The following is a 15,581-nucleotide window of genomic DNA, read 5'->3' as shown; positions in this document are numbered from 1 at the left end:
GCAAAGAAGGTTCGGTGAGTCAGTGCCATCATCGGTGACAGATACACTCAGCCACCATCTCGCTCACATCACTGCTCTTGCACCGGACGAAACCGCCTTCACGTTCGTCGACTACAGCGCTCATGTCGAGGGAGCGGTCTCCTCACTGAGCTGGCGGCAGCTGGAGGACAGGGTTCGTGCCGCTGCCAACGGACTGCGCCAGCTGGCAGCGCAGGGTGAAAGAGTCGCCATCGTCGCGCCGCAGAGTCTCGACTATGTCGTGGGCTTCCTCGGCGCCGCCTGTGCCGGAACGATCGCGGTCCCTGTGTTCTCCCCGTCGCTGCCGGGTCACGAGGAGAAGCTGGCGGCGGTCGTCAAGGATGCCGCCCCCACGGTGCTGCTGACCGTCGAATCCCAAGGCCGGCTCCTCGCGGACTTCTGCGCGAGGCACGGTCTGGCCTCCGACAGCCGCATCGTCACCGAGCGGGACTTGCGCGAGCAGGCGGCACACTCTCAAGCCGGGATCGTCCGGCTGCGGCCCGACGACGTGGCGTACCTGCAGTACACCTCGGGCTCCACCCGTGTTCCGACCGGGGTGGAGATCACGCATGCCAATGTGTGCGCCAACGCGCGCCAGGCGCTTGAGGCCTACGACCTGCGGCGAGGCCGCAACTGCACCGTGGGGTGGCTGCCGCTCTACCACGACATGGGCCTCGTGCTGGCGATCGCACTGCCGGTCATCGGACACATCCCCTCGGTCCTCATGGATCCCCTGGCCTTCCTCCAGCAACCGGGGCGCTGGCTGCGCCTGCTGAGCCGGCACCCCGGGGCCCTGACCGCCGCTCCCAACTTCGCCTACGACTACTGCGTCCGACAGGTGGACGCCGATGAGCGTGCCGGGCTGTCGCTGGGGGCGGTTGCCGCCATGGTCGACGGCAGCGAACCCATCACACCGGACACCCTCGAACGCTTCCAGGCGGCCTTCGCCCCGGCCGGCATGCTGCGCACGATCATGAGACCGTCCTACGGGCTGGCCGAGGCGACCGTGTTCGTGTCCGCCTCTCCCGCGGGCGAGGAACCGACCGTCATCGCCGTCGACCGGGAGGCGCTCGGCCAAGGCATGGCCCGCCCCCTGGAGATGACCGACCAGGCAGCGGCGGTCGAACTGGTGTCATGCGGCCGGCCGACCGGTCAGGAGATCGCGATCGTCGATCCGGCGACATGTCAGCGCAGGGAAGACGGTCATATCGGCGAGATCTGGGTGCGCGGCCCCAACATCGGACGCGGTTACCGGGGCCGCCCGGAGCAGAGCGAGGCCACCTTCCGCGCGGTCCTCCACGGCGAGGAGCACGGCGGGCCCTGGCTACGCACCGGAGATCTGGGCGTGTGGCACGACAAGCAGCTGTACGTGACCGGCCGGTTGAAGGATCTGGTGATCATCGACGGCACCAATCACTATCCGCATGACATCGAAGAGTCGGTCCAGGACGCCCATCCGGCCATCCGGCCTCACCACATCGCCGCCTTCGCCGTGGCCACCGGCGACGGCGAGCGCCTCGTCGTCGTGGCCGAGCACCGCCGCGATACGAGCCCCAACGACGTCGCCGTACAGGAAGTGACGAGCGCGGTGCGGTCCGCGGTCGCCGGCAGGCACGGAGTCGCCGTCCACGACTTCGTGCTGGTGCCGCCCGGCAGCGTGCCGCACACCACCAGCGGCAAGGTCGCCCGCAGCGCATGCCGGGAGCAGTACCTGGCGGGCGCCTGGAACACGGCCGCCAGAACCTGAAACGCCGGGAGTCGGCACCATCGCAAGGGGCGGGCAGGGAGAGAGCCAGATGGAACCAGACAGGGAATCGGCCGCAGCATCCGGGCAGACGCCGGCCGGCGCCGCCGAGCTACGGGCAACCCTGCGCACACTCGTCACCGAGACCTGCGGTATCCCCGAGGAAGAACTCGACGACACCCGTCCCCTGGTCGACCACGGTCTCAGCTCGCGTGCCGCCGTCGGCCTGACCGGACGTCTGGAACGTGCACTGGGCCGGCCGCTGCCGGCCACGCTGCTGTGGGAGCATCCGACGGTCGAACAACTCGTACAGCTCCTGAGTACCCCCCAGCAGCCCGCGCCGGAGGACAGGCGGGAGAACCAGGAGCATGCCGCGCACTGCGACTCCCGCAGTACTGCGGCTTCCGCCACCGGCGGCGACTGCCGGAAACCCGCCCCGGTGGTGTGCCCCGTCGCCGTGATCGGCATCGGCTGCCGCCTGCCCGGTGGCATCCACGGACCCGAGGAGTTCTTCAGACGTCTCCTGGCGGGCAGCGACCTCGTCGGTCACGTCCCCGCCAGACGGTGGCGGGACTTCGCCACCGGCCCCGGCGCCGGTGCGCTCCTGGAGCGGACCACCCGCCAGGGGGCCTTCCTCGACGACGTCGAGGCCTTCGACGCGGGCCACTTCGGCATCACGCCGCGCGAAGCCGACGTCATGGACCCCCAGCAGCGCCTGCTGCTGGAAGTCGCCTGCGAAGCGCTGGACCATGCCGGACGCCCCGCTTACAGCCTCGAAGGCAGCAATACCGGAGTGTTCGTCGGCATCAGCGCGCTTGAGTACGGACAGCTGACCACCGCAGACCCCGCGCGTCTGACCCCGTGGACCAGTACCGGGGCCGCCGGCAGCATCGCCGCCAACCGGCTGTCGTACGTGTTCGACCTGCACGGTCCGAGTCTGACCATCGACACGGCCTGCTCCTCGTCCTTGGTGGCGGTGCACCAGGCGTGCCGGAGCCTGGGCAGTGGCGAGTGCGACACCGCGCTGGCTGCGGGCGTCAACGCCCTGCTCTCACCCGTGGTCATGGCGTCGATGGGGCAGCTGGGGGCGCTCGCCGCGGACGGACGCTGCAAGCCGTTCGACGCGTCCGCGAACGGCATCGCCCGCGGTGAGGGCTGCGGTGTCGTCGTACTGAAACGACTGGTCGAGGCCCAGCGCGACGGCGACCGGATCCTGGCCGTCATCAAGGGCACAGCCGTCAACTCCGACGGCCGCTCGGCGGGCTTGATGGCCCCCAACCCCGCTGCTCAGGAGAGCCTGCTGCGCAGCGCGCTCAGCAACGCGCAGGTCGACGCCGCCGACATCGACTACGTCGAGACACACGGAACCGGGACACTGCTGGGAGACCCCATGGAGGCATCTTCCCTGGGGGCCGTCGTCGGCCGTGGCAGGCCGGCCGACCAGCCACTGCTCATCGGCTCCGTGAAGAGCAATCTGGGCCATCTGGAAGGCGCCGCGGGCATCGTCGGCCTGATCAAAACAGTCCTGGCACTGCATCATCGGCACCTCCCGCACAGCCTTCATTTCCACACGCCCAACCCGCACATCGACTTCGAAGCGCTGCGCCTGCGGGTCGTGACCGCGCCCACCGCCTGGCCCGAGCGGGGCCACCCGCCCCGGGCCGGGGTGTCCGCCTTCGGCTTCGGCGGCACGAACGCACATGCCGTCCTCGAACAAGCGCCCGCGAGCCCGCCCGGCGACAGCGTGCCCCACAGCGGCGACGGCCAGGCAGTACGCCCGCATGCGCTGGTCGTCTCAGCGCGCTCCCGGCATCGCATCGGCGACGTCGCGGCCGGTCTGGCCCGGCAGACGGTGGCCGACGACGCGCCGACGCTGAAAGATCTCGCGCACACCCTGGCCGGTCACCGAAGGGGCCCGGTTTGTGCCGCCGTCGTCGCACGCACCCGCCAGGAGGCGGCCGACCGGCTCGCCGCGCTGGCAAGCGACCAGGAAGGCCCCGGCATCGTCGCACCCTGCACCGACAACCCCGCTGCCCGCTCGTCCGGCACCCGCCGCCCCGTGTTCGTCTTCTCCGGCCACGGCTCGCAGTGGCCGGGCATGGGTGTGCGCCTCCTCGAAGAGAACCCCTTCTTCGCCGCCGCCGTGGACGGACTGGACCCCGTCTACCAGGAGCAGGCGGGCGTGACGCTACGGCAGATGCTCACCCGGCCGGCCCCCGGCAGCGGCTTCGAGCACCTCCAGCCTGCGCTGTTCGGGATGCAGATCGCCCTGGCCCGGACCCTGCAGTCCTACGGAGTGCACCCTGCTGCTGTCATCGGCCACTCGGTGGGAGAAGCCGGCGCCGCGGTCATCGCCGGAGGCCTCGACCTGGCCGACGGCCTGCACGTCGTCCTCAGCCGGTCGGCGCGACTGGCCACCCTCGACACCGAGGGCGCCGGTGCGATGGCCGCGGTGGAGGTGGCCGTCGAGGACCGTGCAGAGGTTCTGTCCCGCTTTCCCGGCGTGGAGATCGCCGTGGATTCCTCCCCGCGCCGATGCACCGTCACCGGCCCCGGACCCACCGTGCGTCGGCTGGTCGACGAACTCGCCGCCGAGGGTCGTCTCGCGCGGCTTCTGGAGATCGGGGCAGCCGGCCATTCCCCCGCGGTCGACCCCCTCCTGCCCGAGGTGCGGCAGATCCTGGGCACGCTGAGCCCCCGTCCGCCCGCTGTCCCCTGGTACACCACCGTGCTCGACGACCCACGAGCCGACGTGACCGCCGACGCCGCCTACTGGTGCGCCAATCTGCGCCGTCCCGTACGTCTGCACCAGGCGGTCGCAGCCGCGGCGGCCGACGGCCATGATCTCTTCCTGGAGGTTTCGCCCCACCCCATTGCCCTCATGCCCGTCAGTGAGACCCTGCAGACGGCGGCAAACGGCTCTGCGGCGATCGCCGTGTCCACCCTGCGCAAGCAGGGCGACGAAGCCGTCGACCTGTGCACGGCACTGACGCGGCTGCACTTCGCCGGGGTGCGGGTGGCGGAGGACCAGCTGTGGCCCCGGGGCACCCGGATCCCGCTGCCCAGCCCCCTCTGGCGCCACGAACGCCACTGGTTCGGCCGCCGCGGCCCGGCAACCGGAGCCATCGGCCAGTCCCACGCCGTGCTGGGTCGCCGTACCGACGATCCCCGCTCGGGCGCCGTCCTGTGGCAGACGGACCTCGGCACGGGCGATGCGCAGGCCGCCGGACGCCGCCTGCACGGTCGGCCCGTCCTGGACCTGCCCGCGGCCGCCACACTCATGATCACGGCGGCGCAGGAGATCCACGGGCGGGACGGCATCGCAGGCCTGCGCATCGAGGAGCTCGCCGTTCACCGGTGGCTGCCGCTGTCCCGCAGCACACCCGTCACCATCACCTGGGAGCCCATGGACGCCCATGCGGCCGTCGCCGTCAACGCCCGGGCCACGGACGGCACATGGCACTGCTACGCATCGGCACGGGTGCACACCGACCTCGAACCGATCAAGGACGACACCCCGGACACCCCGCCCGCCGTCGTGACACGCTGGGCCCCTGCCACACCGGAGGAGTCGGGCCCGCCCTCGTACGAGGAGCTCCTCGCCGCCGTGCTGCACGCACCCGCCGAAACCGGCAGGGCCGCCTCCGACGTCGTCCCCGCCCTCGTGCAGAGCCTGCAGCTCGAGGACCTCACCGCACTCGGCACGGAGTGCACCATTCAGGCCTTTCCCACCCCGCTCGCGGCCCACGAACTCGCGTCCGGCGCACCCACCCCCAGCGATGACCAGGGCCTGAGCTGGACCGTTGTGGCCGACGGGGCACAGTCGAGGATCACCGCAACAGGGGTGCAGCCGGGTCCGGCCTCGCGTTGCGACGTGCCCAAGCCCTTGGAAGCACTCACCTACGAGATCGAGTGGCAGAAGTCGCCCGTGCCGCTGCCCGGCCGGCTCGGCAGCGCCCTGCTCCTCGTCGACGAGCCCACAGCCGGGACAGGCAGCACCCTGGCCACCGCCCTCGGTGCGGCGCTGAAGGCCAGGAACGTGTCCACCACCACTGAGGCCGCTGAGGCAGCCCGCTCCGGGCAGTTGGTCGAGGACTGGCTGCAGAACACCGCGCCGGAGGGTCCCAGGGCTGTCGTGCTGCTGCTGACCCGGCCGGCCGAGACCCATGACCTCCAGGCTCTGTACACCGCCGCACAGACCGCGCGCCGCCTCGCCTCCCGCCCCGGCGGGGTGCAGCCGCCCCGGCTGTGGCTGGTGACCGAGCGGTCCCGCTGCGCCGCACCGGGCGAACCCGGCCGGCCGGACCTGGCCTGCCTGCGCGGTCTGGTACGCACACTCGCCATCGAGGAGCCCGCTCTGCGGGCCTGCCTGGTCGACATCGACACCCAACCCGAAGCCGTCGAGAACCTCCTGCAGGAACTGCTCGGCGACAGCACCGAAGACGAAGTCGTCTGGCGAGCCGGAACCCGCCTCGTCGCCCGTCTGACCTCCGCCGACCTGTCGGGACAGCAGTACGAGGCGCCGTTCGTCCGCGGCGACGGCGCCTACGTCATCACCGGCGGCCTGACCGGTCTCGGCCTGGAAACGGCCCGCCGCCTCGCCGAACAGGGAGCCGGCCGCCTCGTCCTCAACGGCAGGCGGCCCCCCACCCCTGCAGCCGAGACGGTCATCTCCCGGCTCGGCGCCAGCGGAACCTCCATCGCCGTGGTGCAGGGAGACATCGCCGACGCCGGTGTGGCCGAGCGCCTGGTGCAGGCCGCGCTCAGCGAGGGACACACCTTGCGCGGAGTCGCCCACTGCGCGGGCGTCCTGCGCGACCGTATGATCACCGATCTCGACACCGCCGACCTCGACACCGTGCTGCGGCCCAAGGTCACCGGCGCGCTCAACCTCGAGGCCGCCCTGGCCCACCACGACATCGACTGGTGGGTGTTCTACAGCTCGGCAGCGGCTCTGCTCGGGTCACCCGGACAGGCCGCACACGCGGTCGCCAACGCCTGGCTGGACGCGATGGCGCAGCTACGCAGGGCGGAAGGCAAGCCCGCCATGTCCATCGCCTGGGGTCCCTGGCGTGACGCCGGTGCCGTCGCCGACGATCGGGTCCTGGCTCTGGACTCCCTCACCGTGGACGAGGGACTGGATGCCCTGCAGACCCTCGTCGTCCACAACCGCACGCACACCGGCGTCCTCCATCTGGACCCCCCGCGCCTGTTGGAGGCGTTCCCCGGCTTCTCCGGCATCCCCTTCTTCGCCAACAGCCTCCGTACCGACGACCTGCCCCCGGAGGAGGACTGGAGGGGTCCCGCCGGCATCGACGCTCTCGGTGACGGCGCGGCGGACAAGGTGCGCCGGCGCCTGGCCGAACGCGCCGGCGCCATCATGGGCTTCAGCGCATCGGGCCTTGACGAAGCCGTGCCGCTGCCGCAGCTCGGCCTGGACTCGCTGATGGCCGTGCGCATCCGGAACGCGGTCCAGCAGGACTTCGCCGTCGACCTGCCCCCGGCCCTCATGCTGCGCGGCGCGACCCTTCGCGACCTCGGCGACACCGTCCTGCGAGCACTCGGAATCCGACGGGAGACAGCCGAGCCGGCCGCGTCACCCGCACCGCTCGACGCATCCGACGACACCACGCCCCTCGGCCCACCCGCCGTGACAATGCCGTCCACCATCCAGCCGCGCGATGCCGCCGAGCGCGTGGTGGCCGGCGCCTGGGCGGAGGTCCTGCGGCAGCCCCCCACCGACGTCCGCGCCGACTTCGTCTCGGCCGGTGGCGACCAGCGCGCGGCCGAAGACCTCGTGGGCCTCATCCACCGTCGGCTGGGCTGCACCCAGCTGGACCTCACCGCCCAGGCCGTGCTCGAGCAACGCACCGTCGCCGCCATCGCCGAACTGATCCGCCCGATCGTCAACCACTCCGGCGACTGCCTGGTGAATGTCCTGCGTCCGCCTCGAGCGGGTTCCTCCAGGCCCCCGCTGTTCACCTTCCATCCGGGCGGCGGTCCCACGTCCGTCTACCAGCCCCTGACCCAACTCCTGCCGTCGGACCAGGCCGTGTACGGAATGGAACGGCTGGACGCGCTGGGCACCATGGAGGAAAAGGCCGCCCACTACATCGCCCTCATGAAGGATCTCCAGCCGCAGGGACCCTATCGGCTCCTGGGCTGGTCCTTCGGCGGCTTCCTCGCCTACGAGACGGCGCAGCAGCTGACGGAAGCCGGGAAGACCGTCGACTTCCTCGGCCTCATCGACACCATCCTGCCCGCATCCCGACCGGACCTGAACTCGTCGCAGGTGCTGCTCGAACGCTTCGGCCGTTTCGCCGAATACATCGAGAAGACCTACGGCCACCACCTGCAACTTCCCTACGAGGAACTGGCGGCCACACCCGAGGACAAGCAGATCGACGTCGTCATGGGTCTGGTGGCCGACGCCGGCCTCGACATGAGCCCGGGGATCATGGAGCACCAGCGGACGTCCTACCTCGACGCCCGTGTCGGTGAGCGTTACCGGCCGCGCCCCTACGACGGCCAGGTGGTGCTCTACCGCGCTCGGCAGGCCCACAGACTCATCAGCGCGCTCGACCCGCGCTATCTGAGGACGGAAGCCGACCTCGGCTGGGCGTCCTTGTGTCCGCGCCTCGAAGTGGTGCCCGTCGAGGGCGACCACCTCTCCCTCATCGACCCGCCCCACGTCGCCACGATCGCCCACCACCTCGAGCAGTCCTTCGGGGCGTGATCGCCATGCCGTCGGCGGCGCAGCCGCGGCTGCGCCCGTACGGCCCCGCCTGCGTCGCTTCCGCGGTCCACCGCCACTCCGCGCACATGAGGTGAACCGGGTTCGGGCAAGGTCATCGCATGCACCGCTCGACCACTGCCGCGACCCGTTCTGTGGCCGGTGAGTTCTGGCGTGCTCGGCGTGCGAGTCCCAGTCGGACGGTTTCGGTTTCGGTGAGCGGGGCGTAGGTGACACCGTCGAGGCGGAGGCTCTGGACCGACTCCGGGACCAGAGCGACACCGTGTCCGGCCGCGACGAAGACGACCAGGGTCGAGGTCTCGCCGACCTCGATCAGGGGTGAGGGCTCGAACCCGGCGCGAGCGCACGCGTCGAGAATCCGGTCGTGCATGGAGGAACGGCTCCGGGACGGGTGGACGACGAACGGCTCGCCGGCGAGTGCCGCCAGGGGGACCGTGCGGCGGCCGGCCAGCGGATGGCCGGTGGGCAGGACGGCAACCAGTCGTTCGGACCGGAGCGCGGTGACCTCGAAGTCGGCGCCCACCGGAGCGTCGGTCCGCAGCAACGCGAGGTCGTAGGTGCCGTCGAGCAGGCCTTCGACGAGTTCGGGGTTCAGCAGCTCACCGTGCAGTTCCAGCGTGATGTCCGGGAGCTGCGCCCGTACCGTACGGGCGATCCGCGGCAGGACGTCATACGTGGCGGTTCCGACGAACCCGATGGACACGCGGCCGGCCTGGCCGGTGGCGAGCAGGGACATCTGATCTTGGGCTCGTTCCACCTCGACCAGGATCGACCGGGCGTACGTGACCAGGTGCCGGCCGGCCTCGGTGAGTTCGACGCGCCTGGTCGACCGCGTGAACAGCGTCGTCCCGAGCTCCTTCTCCAACTGCTTGATCTGCTGGGAGAGGGCCGACTGCACCACGTGCAGGCGCTCGGCGGCGCGGCTGAAGTGGCGTTCCTCGGCGAGCGCGAGGAAGTAACGGACATGCCGGAGCTCCATGAGCGCATCTTATCTGGATCAGTGATTAATTGAGCAGAACTGGACATTGGACGAGATCAGTCCCTGAACCTACGTTGAGTCCCATGGTTACCAGCTTCGTTTACGACGCAGTGCGAACGCCCTTCGGACGGTTCGGTGGTGCCCTCGCCGACGTCCGGCCCGATGACCTCGCCGCCCTCGCTGTCTCAGGAGTCCTGGCCAAGGCTCCGTCACTCGACCCCGCCCTGATCTCGGACGTGGTCTGGGGCAACGCCAACGGCGCGGGTGAGGACAACCGCAACGTCGGCCGGATGGCCGTCCTCCTGGCGGGGCTGCCGACGTCGGTGCCGGCCACGACCGTCAACCGGCTCTGCGGCTCCTCCCTCGACGCGGCGATGATCGGCTCCCGTGCCGTCGAGACCGGCGACGCCGACATCGTCCTCACCGGTGGTGTGGAGTCGATGACTCGCGCCCCGTGGGTGCTGCCCAAGCCGTCACGCGCTTTCCCCGCCGGCCATGTGACCGCCGTGTCGACCACCCTGGGGTGGCGGCTGGTCAACGACCGCATGCCGAAGGAGTGGACGGTCTCGCTGGGGGAGGCGAACGAGCAACTGGCCGAGAGGTTCCCCATCCCCCGGGAACGGCAGGACGAGTTCGCCGCCCGCTCGCACAACCTCGCGGACGACGCCTGGAACTCCGGGTTCTACGACGAGCTCGTCGTGCCGGTCGTGGTGGACGGCGAGGTCCGGCTCGCTCGTGACGAGGGGATCCGGCCCGGATCCACGCCGCAGAAGCTGGCAGGCCTCAAACCGGCGTTCCGCCCCGACGGCGTCATCACGGCCGGGAACGCCTCTCCGCTGAACGACGGTGCGTCCGCCGTGCTGATCGGCTCCGAGGACGCGGCCTCGCACATCGGCCATGCGCCACTGGCGCGGATCGCCGGCCGCGGGGTGGCGGCGCTGGAGCCGCAGATGTTCGGGTTCGCGCCGGTCGAGGCGGCCGAGCGTGCACTGAGCCGGGCGGGGATCTCCTGGTCGGACGTGTCGGCGGTCGAACTCAACGAGGCCTTCGCCGTACAGTCGCTGGCCTGCGTGGATGCCTGGAAGATCGATCCGGCGATCGTGAACACGAAGGGCGGTGCGATCGCGATCGGCCACCCGCTCGGCGCCTCCGGCGGCCGCATCCTCGGCACGCTGGCCGCGCGACTGCGTGAGTCGGGGGAGCGGTGGGGTGTCGCCGCGGTCTGCATCGGTGTCGGGCAGGCGCTGGCCGTGGTCCTGGAGAATGCGGCATGAGCGTCGAGCTGTACGCGCATGCCGATGACGCCGTCGCCGGGATCGAGGACGGATCGACCGTGCTGGTCGGCGGGTTCGGTATGGCCGGTATGCCGGTCGAACTGATCGACGCGCTCATCCGGCAGGGCGCGACCGATCTGACCGTGGTGTCGAACAACGCTGGCAACGGCGACACGGGGCTGGCCGCGCTGCTGGCCAAGGGACGGGTGCGCAGGATCGTGTGCTCCTTCCCCCGCCAGTCCGACTCGTGGGTCTTCGACCGGCTCTACCGCGAGGGACGGATCGAGCTGGAAGTGGTTCCTCAGGGCACCCTCGCCGAGCGGCTGCGCGCGGCCGGGGCCGGTATCGGCGCGTTCTACTCGCCCACGGGCGTCGGCACGCCGCTCGCCGAAGGCAAGGAGACCCGCGAGATAGCGGGCCGTTCCTACCTCCTGGAGCACCCGATCAAGGGCGACGTCGCGCTGATCGGCGCCCACCGGGCCGACCGGATGGGCAACCTCGTCTACCGCAAGACCGCTCGGAACTTCGGGCCGGTCATGGCCACCGCCGCGACCACGGTCGTGGCACAGGTGCGCGAGATCGTCGAGACCGGTGACCTCGATCCGGAGGCCGTCGTCACGCCGGGCATCTACGTCGACCGCGTCGTACAGGTGGTGCCGGCCGCATGAACCCGACGAACGCCTTCGTGGAGAACCTCGACCGGGAGCCACTGACCAAGCACGAGATGGCCGCCCGGGTGGCGCGCGACATCCCGCACGGTTCCTACGTCAACCTGGGCATCGGCCAGCCGACCCTGGTCGCCGACCACCTGCCTGCGGGATCGGGCGTGGTGCTGCACACCGAGAACGGCATGCTCAACATGGGCCCGGCAGCCCAGGAGGGGCAGGTCGACCCCGATCTCACCAACGCGGGGAAGGTCCCGGTCACCGAACTCCCCGGGGCCGCCTACTTCCACCACGCCGACTCCTTCGCGATGATGCGCGGCGGACATCTCGACGTCTGCGTACTCGGCGCCTTCCAGGTGTCCGCGGCCGGCGACCTGGCCAACTGGCACACCGGCGCGGCCGACGCCATCCCGGCCGTCGGAGGCGCGATGGACCTCGCCATCGGCGCCAAGAGAGTGTTCGTGATGATGACGCTCTTCGCCAAGGACGGCACACCGAAGCTGGTGCCTCGGTGCACCTACCCGCTCACCGGACTCGGGTGCGTCGACCGCGTCTACACCGAGTTCGCGACGTTCCGCGTCGGTCCCGGGGGCGTGACCGTGCTCGAGACCTTCGGCATCACGTACGACAATCTCGCGCAGCGCCTCGACGTCCCCCTGTCGCTGCCGGACGGCAGCTGACCGGCCCTCGGCCGGCTGCGGCGCATGGGCGGCGTTCCATGGCCCAGGGCATGCGACTGAAGCACTCGGTCAGAGACTCGCCGCGTGATCGGGGACGTAGGTCTGCAGATCGCGCGGCGGGCGCTCGTAGCCCGTCGACGCAGGCCGCTCCGGCAGCTCCAGCACCGGCGGCGGCACCTCGTGGTACGGCACGGAGTCCAGCAGGTGGGCGATCATGTTCAGCCGGGCCCGCCGCTTGTCGTCGCTCTCGACGACGTGCCAGGGCGCCTCGGCGATGTCGGTGTGCACCATCATCTCGTCCTTGGCCCGGGAGTACGCCTCCCAGCGGGTGATCGACTCCAGGTCCATCGCGGACAGTTTCCAGCGCCGCAGGGGATCCTCCAGCCGGCGCCGGAAGCGCTCCTGCTGCTCGGTGTCACTCACCGAGAACCAGTACTTGCGCAGCAGGATCCCGTCCTCCACCAGCATCCGCTCGAAGATCGGGCACTGCCGAAGGAAGAGCTGGTGCTCCTCCTTCGTGCAGAAGCCCATCACGTGCTCGATGCCGGCCCGGTTGTACCAGGACCGGTCGAACAGCACGATCTCCCCGCCGGCCGGCAGATGCTCGACGTACCGCTGGAAGTACCACTGGCTGCGCTCGCGCTCGGTCGGCTTGGGCAGCGCCGCGATGCGTGCGACACGCGGGTTGAGATGTTCGGCGACCCGCTTGATGGTGCCGCCCTTGCCGGCCGCGTCCCTGCCCTCGAAGACCACGACCAGCCGGGCGCCCTCGGCACGTATCCACTCCTGCAGTTTCACCAGCTCCGTCTGCAGGCGCAGCAGTTCCTCTTCGTATGCCTTGCGCGGCACCTTCTCCGCCTTCTTGCCGGTCATGCCGCCTCCATCGCCCGATGACCTACGTCGATGACTTCAACGTAGTCACTGTTGTTCAAACCGCGAGGACAGGTGCGGCAACGATCTGTGGCGTACGGGCCGGGGTGTCGCACCTCCGTCTCCTGGGCCGGTGAGCGCGGGGTCGAAGCGTCAGACAGTGGCGTGGGGGTGTGCGGGGCTGATGAAGTGGACGGTGGTCTTTTCGGCGTGCGGGACGAGCAGACCCTGCAGTTCGTCTGCTGCCATCTTGAGGTGGTGGCCGTCGCGGGTGGCGTGGAGGGTTTCGAGGACGAAGACGACGTGGGTGGAGTCTTCGGTGACGCGGGTGCGGTGGGCGTCGCGGTGGTTCCAGTGGCGGGTCAGGACGCCGGTGGTGTCCGCGTAGATGATCTCGCCGGGCTTGGGGTTCTCGGTGGTGCCGGGTTCGCCGAGCGGGGTGAACTCCTCGCTGCCGTCCGCATGGCGGATGTCGACGTCGCCGGTGACGTGAGCGAGGTCGAAGGCGCCGGCGGGCAGTCCGTTGCGGACGGAGACGGCGTTGTAGGAGTCGACGGCCGGGTTGATGCGCGGCAGCGTTCCCTTCTTCGCGAAGCGCCGGCCGAGCGCGTCGACGCTGGGGCGGATACGGCGGGGGTTGGTGCCGAAGGACCGGTAGGCGGTGTGCCACGCCTCGATCCGGGGATCGGTCTCGTCGGCGGGCTGCCAGGTGCCGTCGGCGAGCTGCTGCTCCAGGTCCTCCAGGGCGGCGGTGGTCTCGGGCCAGGGTTCACGGCCGCGCAGGCCGGTGGCGGTGATCAGGGCGATGAGGGTGTCGGGGAAGGCGTCGGCGACGGCGGGGGCGATCCGGAGGGCGGTCATGGGCGGGGCTCCGTTCCTTGGTGGGTGCGGATGGATCGTGTGCGGTGGACGGGGTCAGGGCTTCCAGGGGCCGATGCGGTCCAGGCCGCGAAGCTGCCGGCGCATGCTGCTCCTTGCGCGGTCGTGCTGCGGGGGGTGGCGGCGGGCCGGCGTCAGGTGAGGGCGAGGAGGCTGACGGCGACGGCGGCGGTGCCCAGGCCGACGAGCTGGCCGCGGTGGATGCGTTCGGCGAGCACGCTGCGGGCGAGCAGGACGGTGCCGGCCGGGTAGAGGGCGGTGATGACGGCGACCACGGCGAGGTCGCCGCTGCGGACGGCGAGCAGGAACAGCAGGTTCGCCACCGAGTCCAGCACGCCGGCGGTGGCTGACATCGCGTAGGCGGGCCGCTCGGGGCCGAGCCTGCGGTGCAGCAGTCCGGCTGCGGTCAGGGTGACGGCGGAGGAGACTGCCCGGCCGATGATCAGCGGGCCGACGCCGCTGTCGGACGGGGCCTGGTGCAGGAAGATCAGCTGGAGGGCGATCGCGGCACCGGCGCCGAAGGCCAGCAGCAGCGCGATACGGGAGGGACGTGCGCTTCCGGCACCGTGTCCGGCGCTGACCAGTACCACCGCCATCAGCGCGAGCGGCAGGCCCACCAGCCCGGTCAGGCCGAGGTGTTCGCCCTGCAGCAGGCCCACGCCGACCGGCAGCACGGCGGACACCAGCGCGGTCACCGGCGAGAGCACGTTCATCGGACCGATGGCCAGGGTGCGGTAGAGCAGGGCGAACGCGGCGGCCGACGCGACACCGGACGCGGCGCCCCACCCCAGGGTCTCGGCACTGAACGAGGCGCCGAGGAACGGCCACAGCAGCAGCTCGACCGCGAGAGAGGCCGGGGCGGCGATCATCACGGTGCGCAGCACATGCGCCTTGCGGGCGCCGAGGCCGCCGAGGAAGTCGGCGCATCCGTAGGCCAGCGAACTGCCCAGGGCCAGCAGCAGAGCGATCACGGTGTATCCCTTACTATTTCAATGGAACGACCAAACCGTACAACGGACCGACCGGGGGTCGTCAACCAAACGACCGGACGGTGCATTGAAGTGGTCCACTCACGAGGAGGGTGATCGGATGGCCGAGACCGAGGCAGCCCTGCGGACGCTCGCGCACAACGTCAGGGCGGCCCGCAACCGCGCCGGCCTGTCCCTGGACGAACTCGGCCGGCGCGCCAAGGTCAGCAAGGGCGCCCTGGTCGCACTGGAGAAGGCGCAGGGCAACCCGAACTTCGCCACCCTGGTCCGGCTGGCCGACACCCTCGGCATCTCGGTCTCCGCCCTGATGGAGGGGCGGACCGAAGGGCGCGTCCGCGTCGTGTCCGCCGACACCGTGATGCCGCTGTGGACCGGAGAGCAGGGCAGCGAAGCCCGGCTCATGCTGACGACCTCAGGCCCGGCCCCGACCGAGGTCTGGCGCTGGAAACTGGAGCCCGGCGAGGAGTACCCCAGCCACCCCCACCAGGCCGGCGTCGTCGAAACCGTCAGCGTCACCGCCGGACGGATGACGCTGATCGTCGACGGCGTCGAGCACCCGGTCGAAGCCGGACAGACCGCCACCTTCGACGGCGACGCCCCCCACACCTACCGCGGCAGCGGCACCACAACCTGCCATCTGATCATGACCGTCCACCTGCCACCCGGCCCCGCCTCCGCCACCTGACCCGCCCCTGCGTGCGCCCGGGGGACGTATCGCATGCAGTACGT

General features: G+C 70.7%; 10 protein-coding genes. 6 read left to right on the top strand and 4 right to left on the bottom strand.

The features are described 5' to 3' along the window. Positions 1-34 precede the first annotated feature (34 nt). Together ACFV7R_RS37515 and ACFV7R_RS37510 are read left to right on the top strand one after the other, a co-directional pair. Complete coding sequence (locus ACFV7R_RS37515) at positions 35-1,765, top strand: fatty acyl-AMP ligase (protein WP_385272169.1); 1,731 nt, start codon at positions 35-37, stop codon at positions 1,763-1,765. Between the two features lie 49 nt (positions 1,766-1,814). Beyond that, positions 1,815-8,498 carry an SDR family NAD(P)-dependent oxidoreductase gene (locus ACFV7R_RS37510; RefSeq protein WP_385272166.1) on the top strand — a complete coding sequence of 2,228 codons (6,684 nt, stop codon included), beginning with the start codon at positions 1,815-1,817 and terminating at the stop codon, positions 8,496-8,498. A gap of 112 nt (positions 8,499-8,610) precedes the next feature. Here the strand turns inward: ACFV7R_RS37510 and ACFV7R_RS37505 are convergent, their stop codons facing one another. Further along, positions 8,611-9,495, bottom strand: coding sequence for a LysR family transcriptional regulator (locus ACFV7R_RS37505; RefSeq protein WP_385272163.1), 885 nt, complete (start codon positions 9,493-9,495; stop codon positions 8,611-8,613). A gap of 83 nt (positions 9,496-9,578) precedes the next feature. Here ACFV7R_RS37505 and ACFV7R_RS37500 point away from each other — a divergent pair, with 83 nt between their 5' ends. The 3 genes from ACFV7R_RS37500 to ACFV7R_RS37490 are packed head-to-tail and all read left to right on the top strand — an operon-like array spanning position 9,579 to position 12,114. Continuing rightward, a complete protein-coding gene (locus tag ACFV7R_RS37500; RefSeq protein WP_385272160.1) occupies positions 9,579-10,769 on the top strand; it encodes a thiolase family protein in 1,191 nt (396 codons plus the stop codon). Beyond that, positions 10,766-11,437: a 3-oxoacid CoA-transferase subunit A gene (locus tag ACFV7R_RS37495; RefSeq protein WP_385272158.1), complete on the top strand. Its 672-nt coding sequence runs from the start codon at positions 10,766-10,768 to the stop codon at positions 11,435-11,437. The genes ACFV7R_RS37500 and ACFV7R_RS37495 overlap by 4 nt, the downstream gene beginning before the upstream one ends. Next, complete coding sequence (locus ACFV7R_RS37490; RefSeq protein ID WP_385272155.1) at positions 11,434-12,114, top strand: 3-oxoacid CoA-transferase subunit B; 681 nt, start codon at positions 11,434-11,436, stop codon at positions 12,112-12,114. The genes ACFV7R_RS37495 and ACFV7R_RS37490 overlap by 4 nt, the downstream gene beginning before the upstream one ends. Positions 12,115-12,183: 69 nt before the next feature. On the opposite strand, the gene ppk2 is transcribed toward ACFV7R_RS37490, so the two are convergent. The 3 genes from ppk2 to ACFV7R_RS37475 all read right to left on the bottom strand — a co-directional run bounded on the left by ppk2 (position 12,184) and on the right by ACFV7R_RS37475 (position 14,834). Then, entirely contained in the window at positions 12,184-12,987 is an 804-nt protein-coding gene (ppk2, locus tag ACFV7R_RS37485; protein ID WP_385272151.1) for a polyphosphate kinase 2, read from the bottom strand. A gap of 150 nt (positions 12,988-13,137) precedes the next feature. Further along, positions 13,138-13,845: a B3/4 domain-containing protein gene (locus tag ACFV7R_RS37480; protein ID WP_385272148.1), complete on the bottom strand. Its 708-nt coding sequence runs from the start codon at positions 13,843-13,845 to the stop codon at positions 13,138-13,140. Between the two features lie 152 nt (positions 13,846-13,997). Continuing rightward, a complete protein-coding gene (locus ACFV7R_RS37475; protein WP_385272145.1) occupies positions 13,998-14,834 on the bottom strand; it encodes an EamA family transporter in 837 nt (278 codons plus the stop codon). Positions 14,835-14,952: 118 nt separating this feature from the next. On the opposite strand from ACFV7R_RS37475, the gene ACFV7R_RS37470 reads away from it, so the two are divergent. Beyond that, a complete protein-coding gene (locus tag ACFV7R_RS37470) occupies positions 14,953-15,537 on the top strand; it encodes a helix-turn-helix domain-containing protein (protein WP_385272142.1) in 585 nt (194 codons plus the stop codon). Positions 15,538-15,581: the final 44 nt, after the last annotated feature.

The organism is Streptomyces sp. NPDC059866 (assembly GCF_042731325.1).
Classification (GTDB): Bacteria; Actinomycetota; Actinomycetes; order Streptomycetales; family Streptomycetaceae; genus Streptomyces; species Streptomyces flavusporus.
This window is presented reverse-complemented; position numbering and strand designations above follow the sequence as displayed.

Excerpts from the sequence above, each read along its gene's own strand:
- ACFV7R_RS37510 (WP_385272166.1), top strand. The coding sequence starts at position 1,815 with ATGGAACCAGACAGGGAATCGGCCGCAGCATCCGGGCAGACGCCGGCC.
- ACFV7R_RS37505 (WP_385272163.1), bottom strand. The coding sequence starts at position 9,495 with ATGGAGCTCCGGCATGTCCGTTACTTCCTCGCGCTCGCCGAGGAACGC.
- ACFV7R_RS37500 (WP_385272160.1), top strand. The coding sequence starts at position 9,579 with ATGGTTACCAGCTTCGTTTACGACGCAGTGCGAACGCCCTTCGGACGG.
- ACFV7R_RS37495 (WP_385272158.1), top strand. The coding sequence starts at position 10,766 with ATGAGCGTCGAGCTGTACGCGCATGCCGATGACGCCGTCGCCGGGATC.
- ACFV7R_RS37490 (WP_385272155.1), top strand. The coding sequence starts at position 11,434 with ATGAACCCGACGAACGCCTTCGTGGAGAACCTCGACCGGGAGCCACTG.
- ppk2 (WP_385272151.1), bottom strand. The coding sequence starts at position 12,987 with ATGACCGGCAAGAAGGCGGAGAAGGTGCCGCGCAAGGCATACGAAGAG.
- ACFV7R_RS37480 (WP_385272148.1), bottom strand. The coding sequence starts at position 13,845 with ATGACCGCCCTCCGGATCGCCCCCGCCGTCGCCGACGCCTTCCCCGAC.
- ACFV7R_RS37470 (WP_385272142.1), top strand. The coding sequence starts at position 14,953 with ATGGCCGAGACCGAGGCAGCCCTGCGGACGCTCGCGCACAACGTCAGG.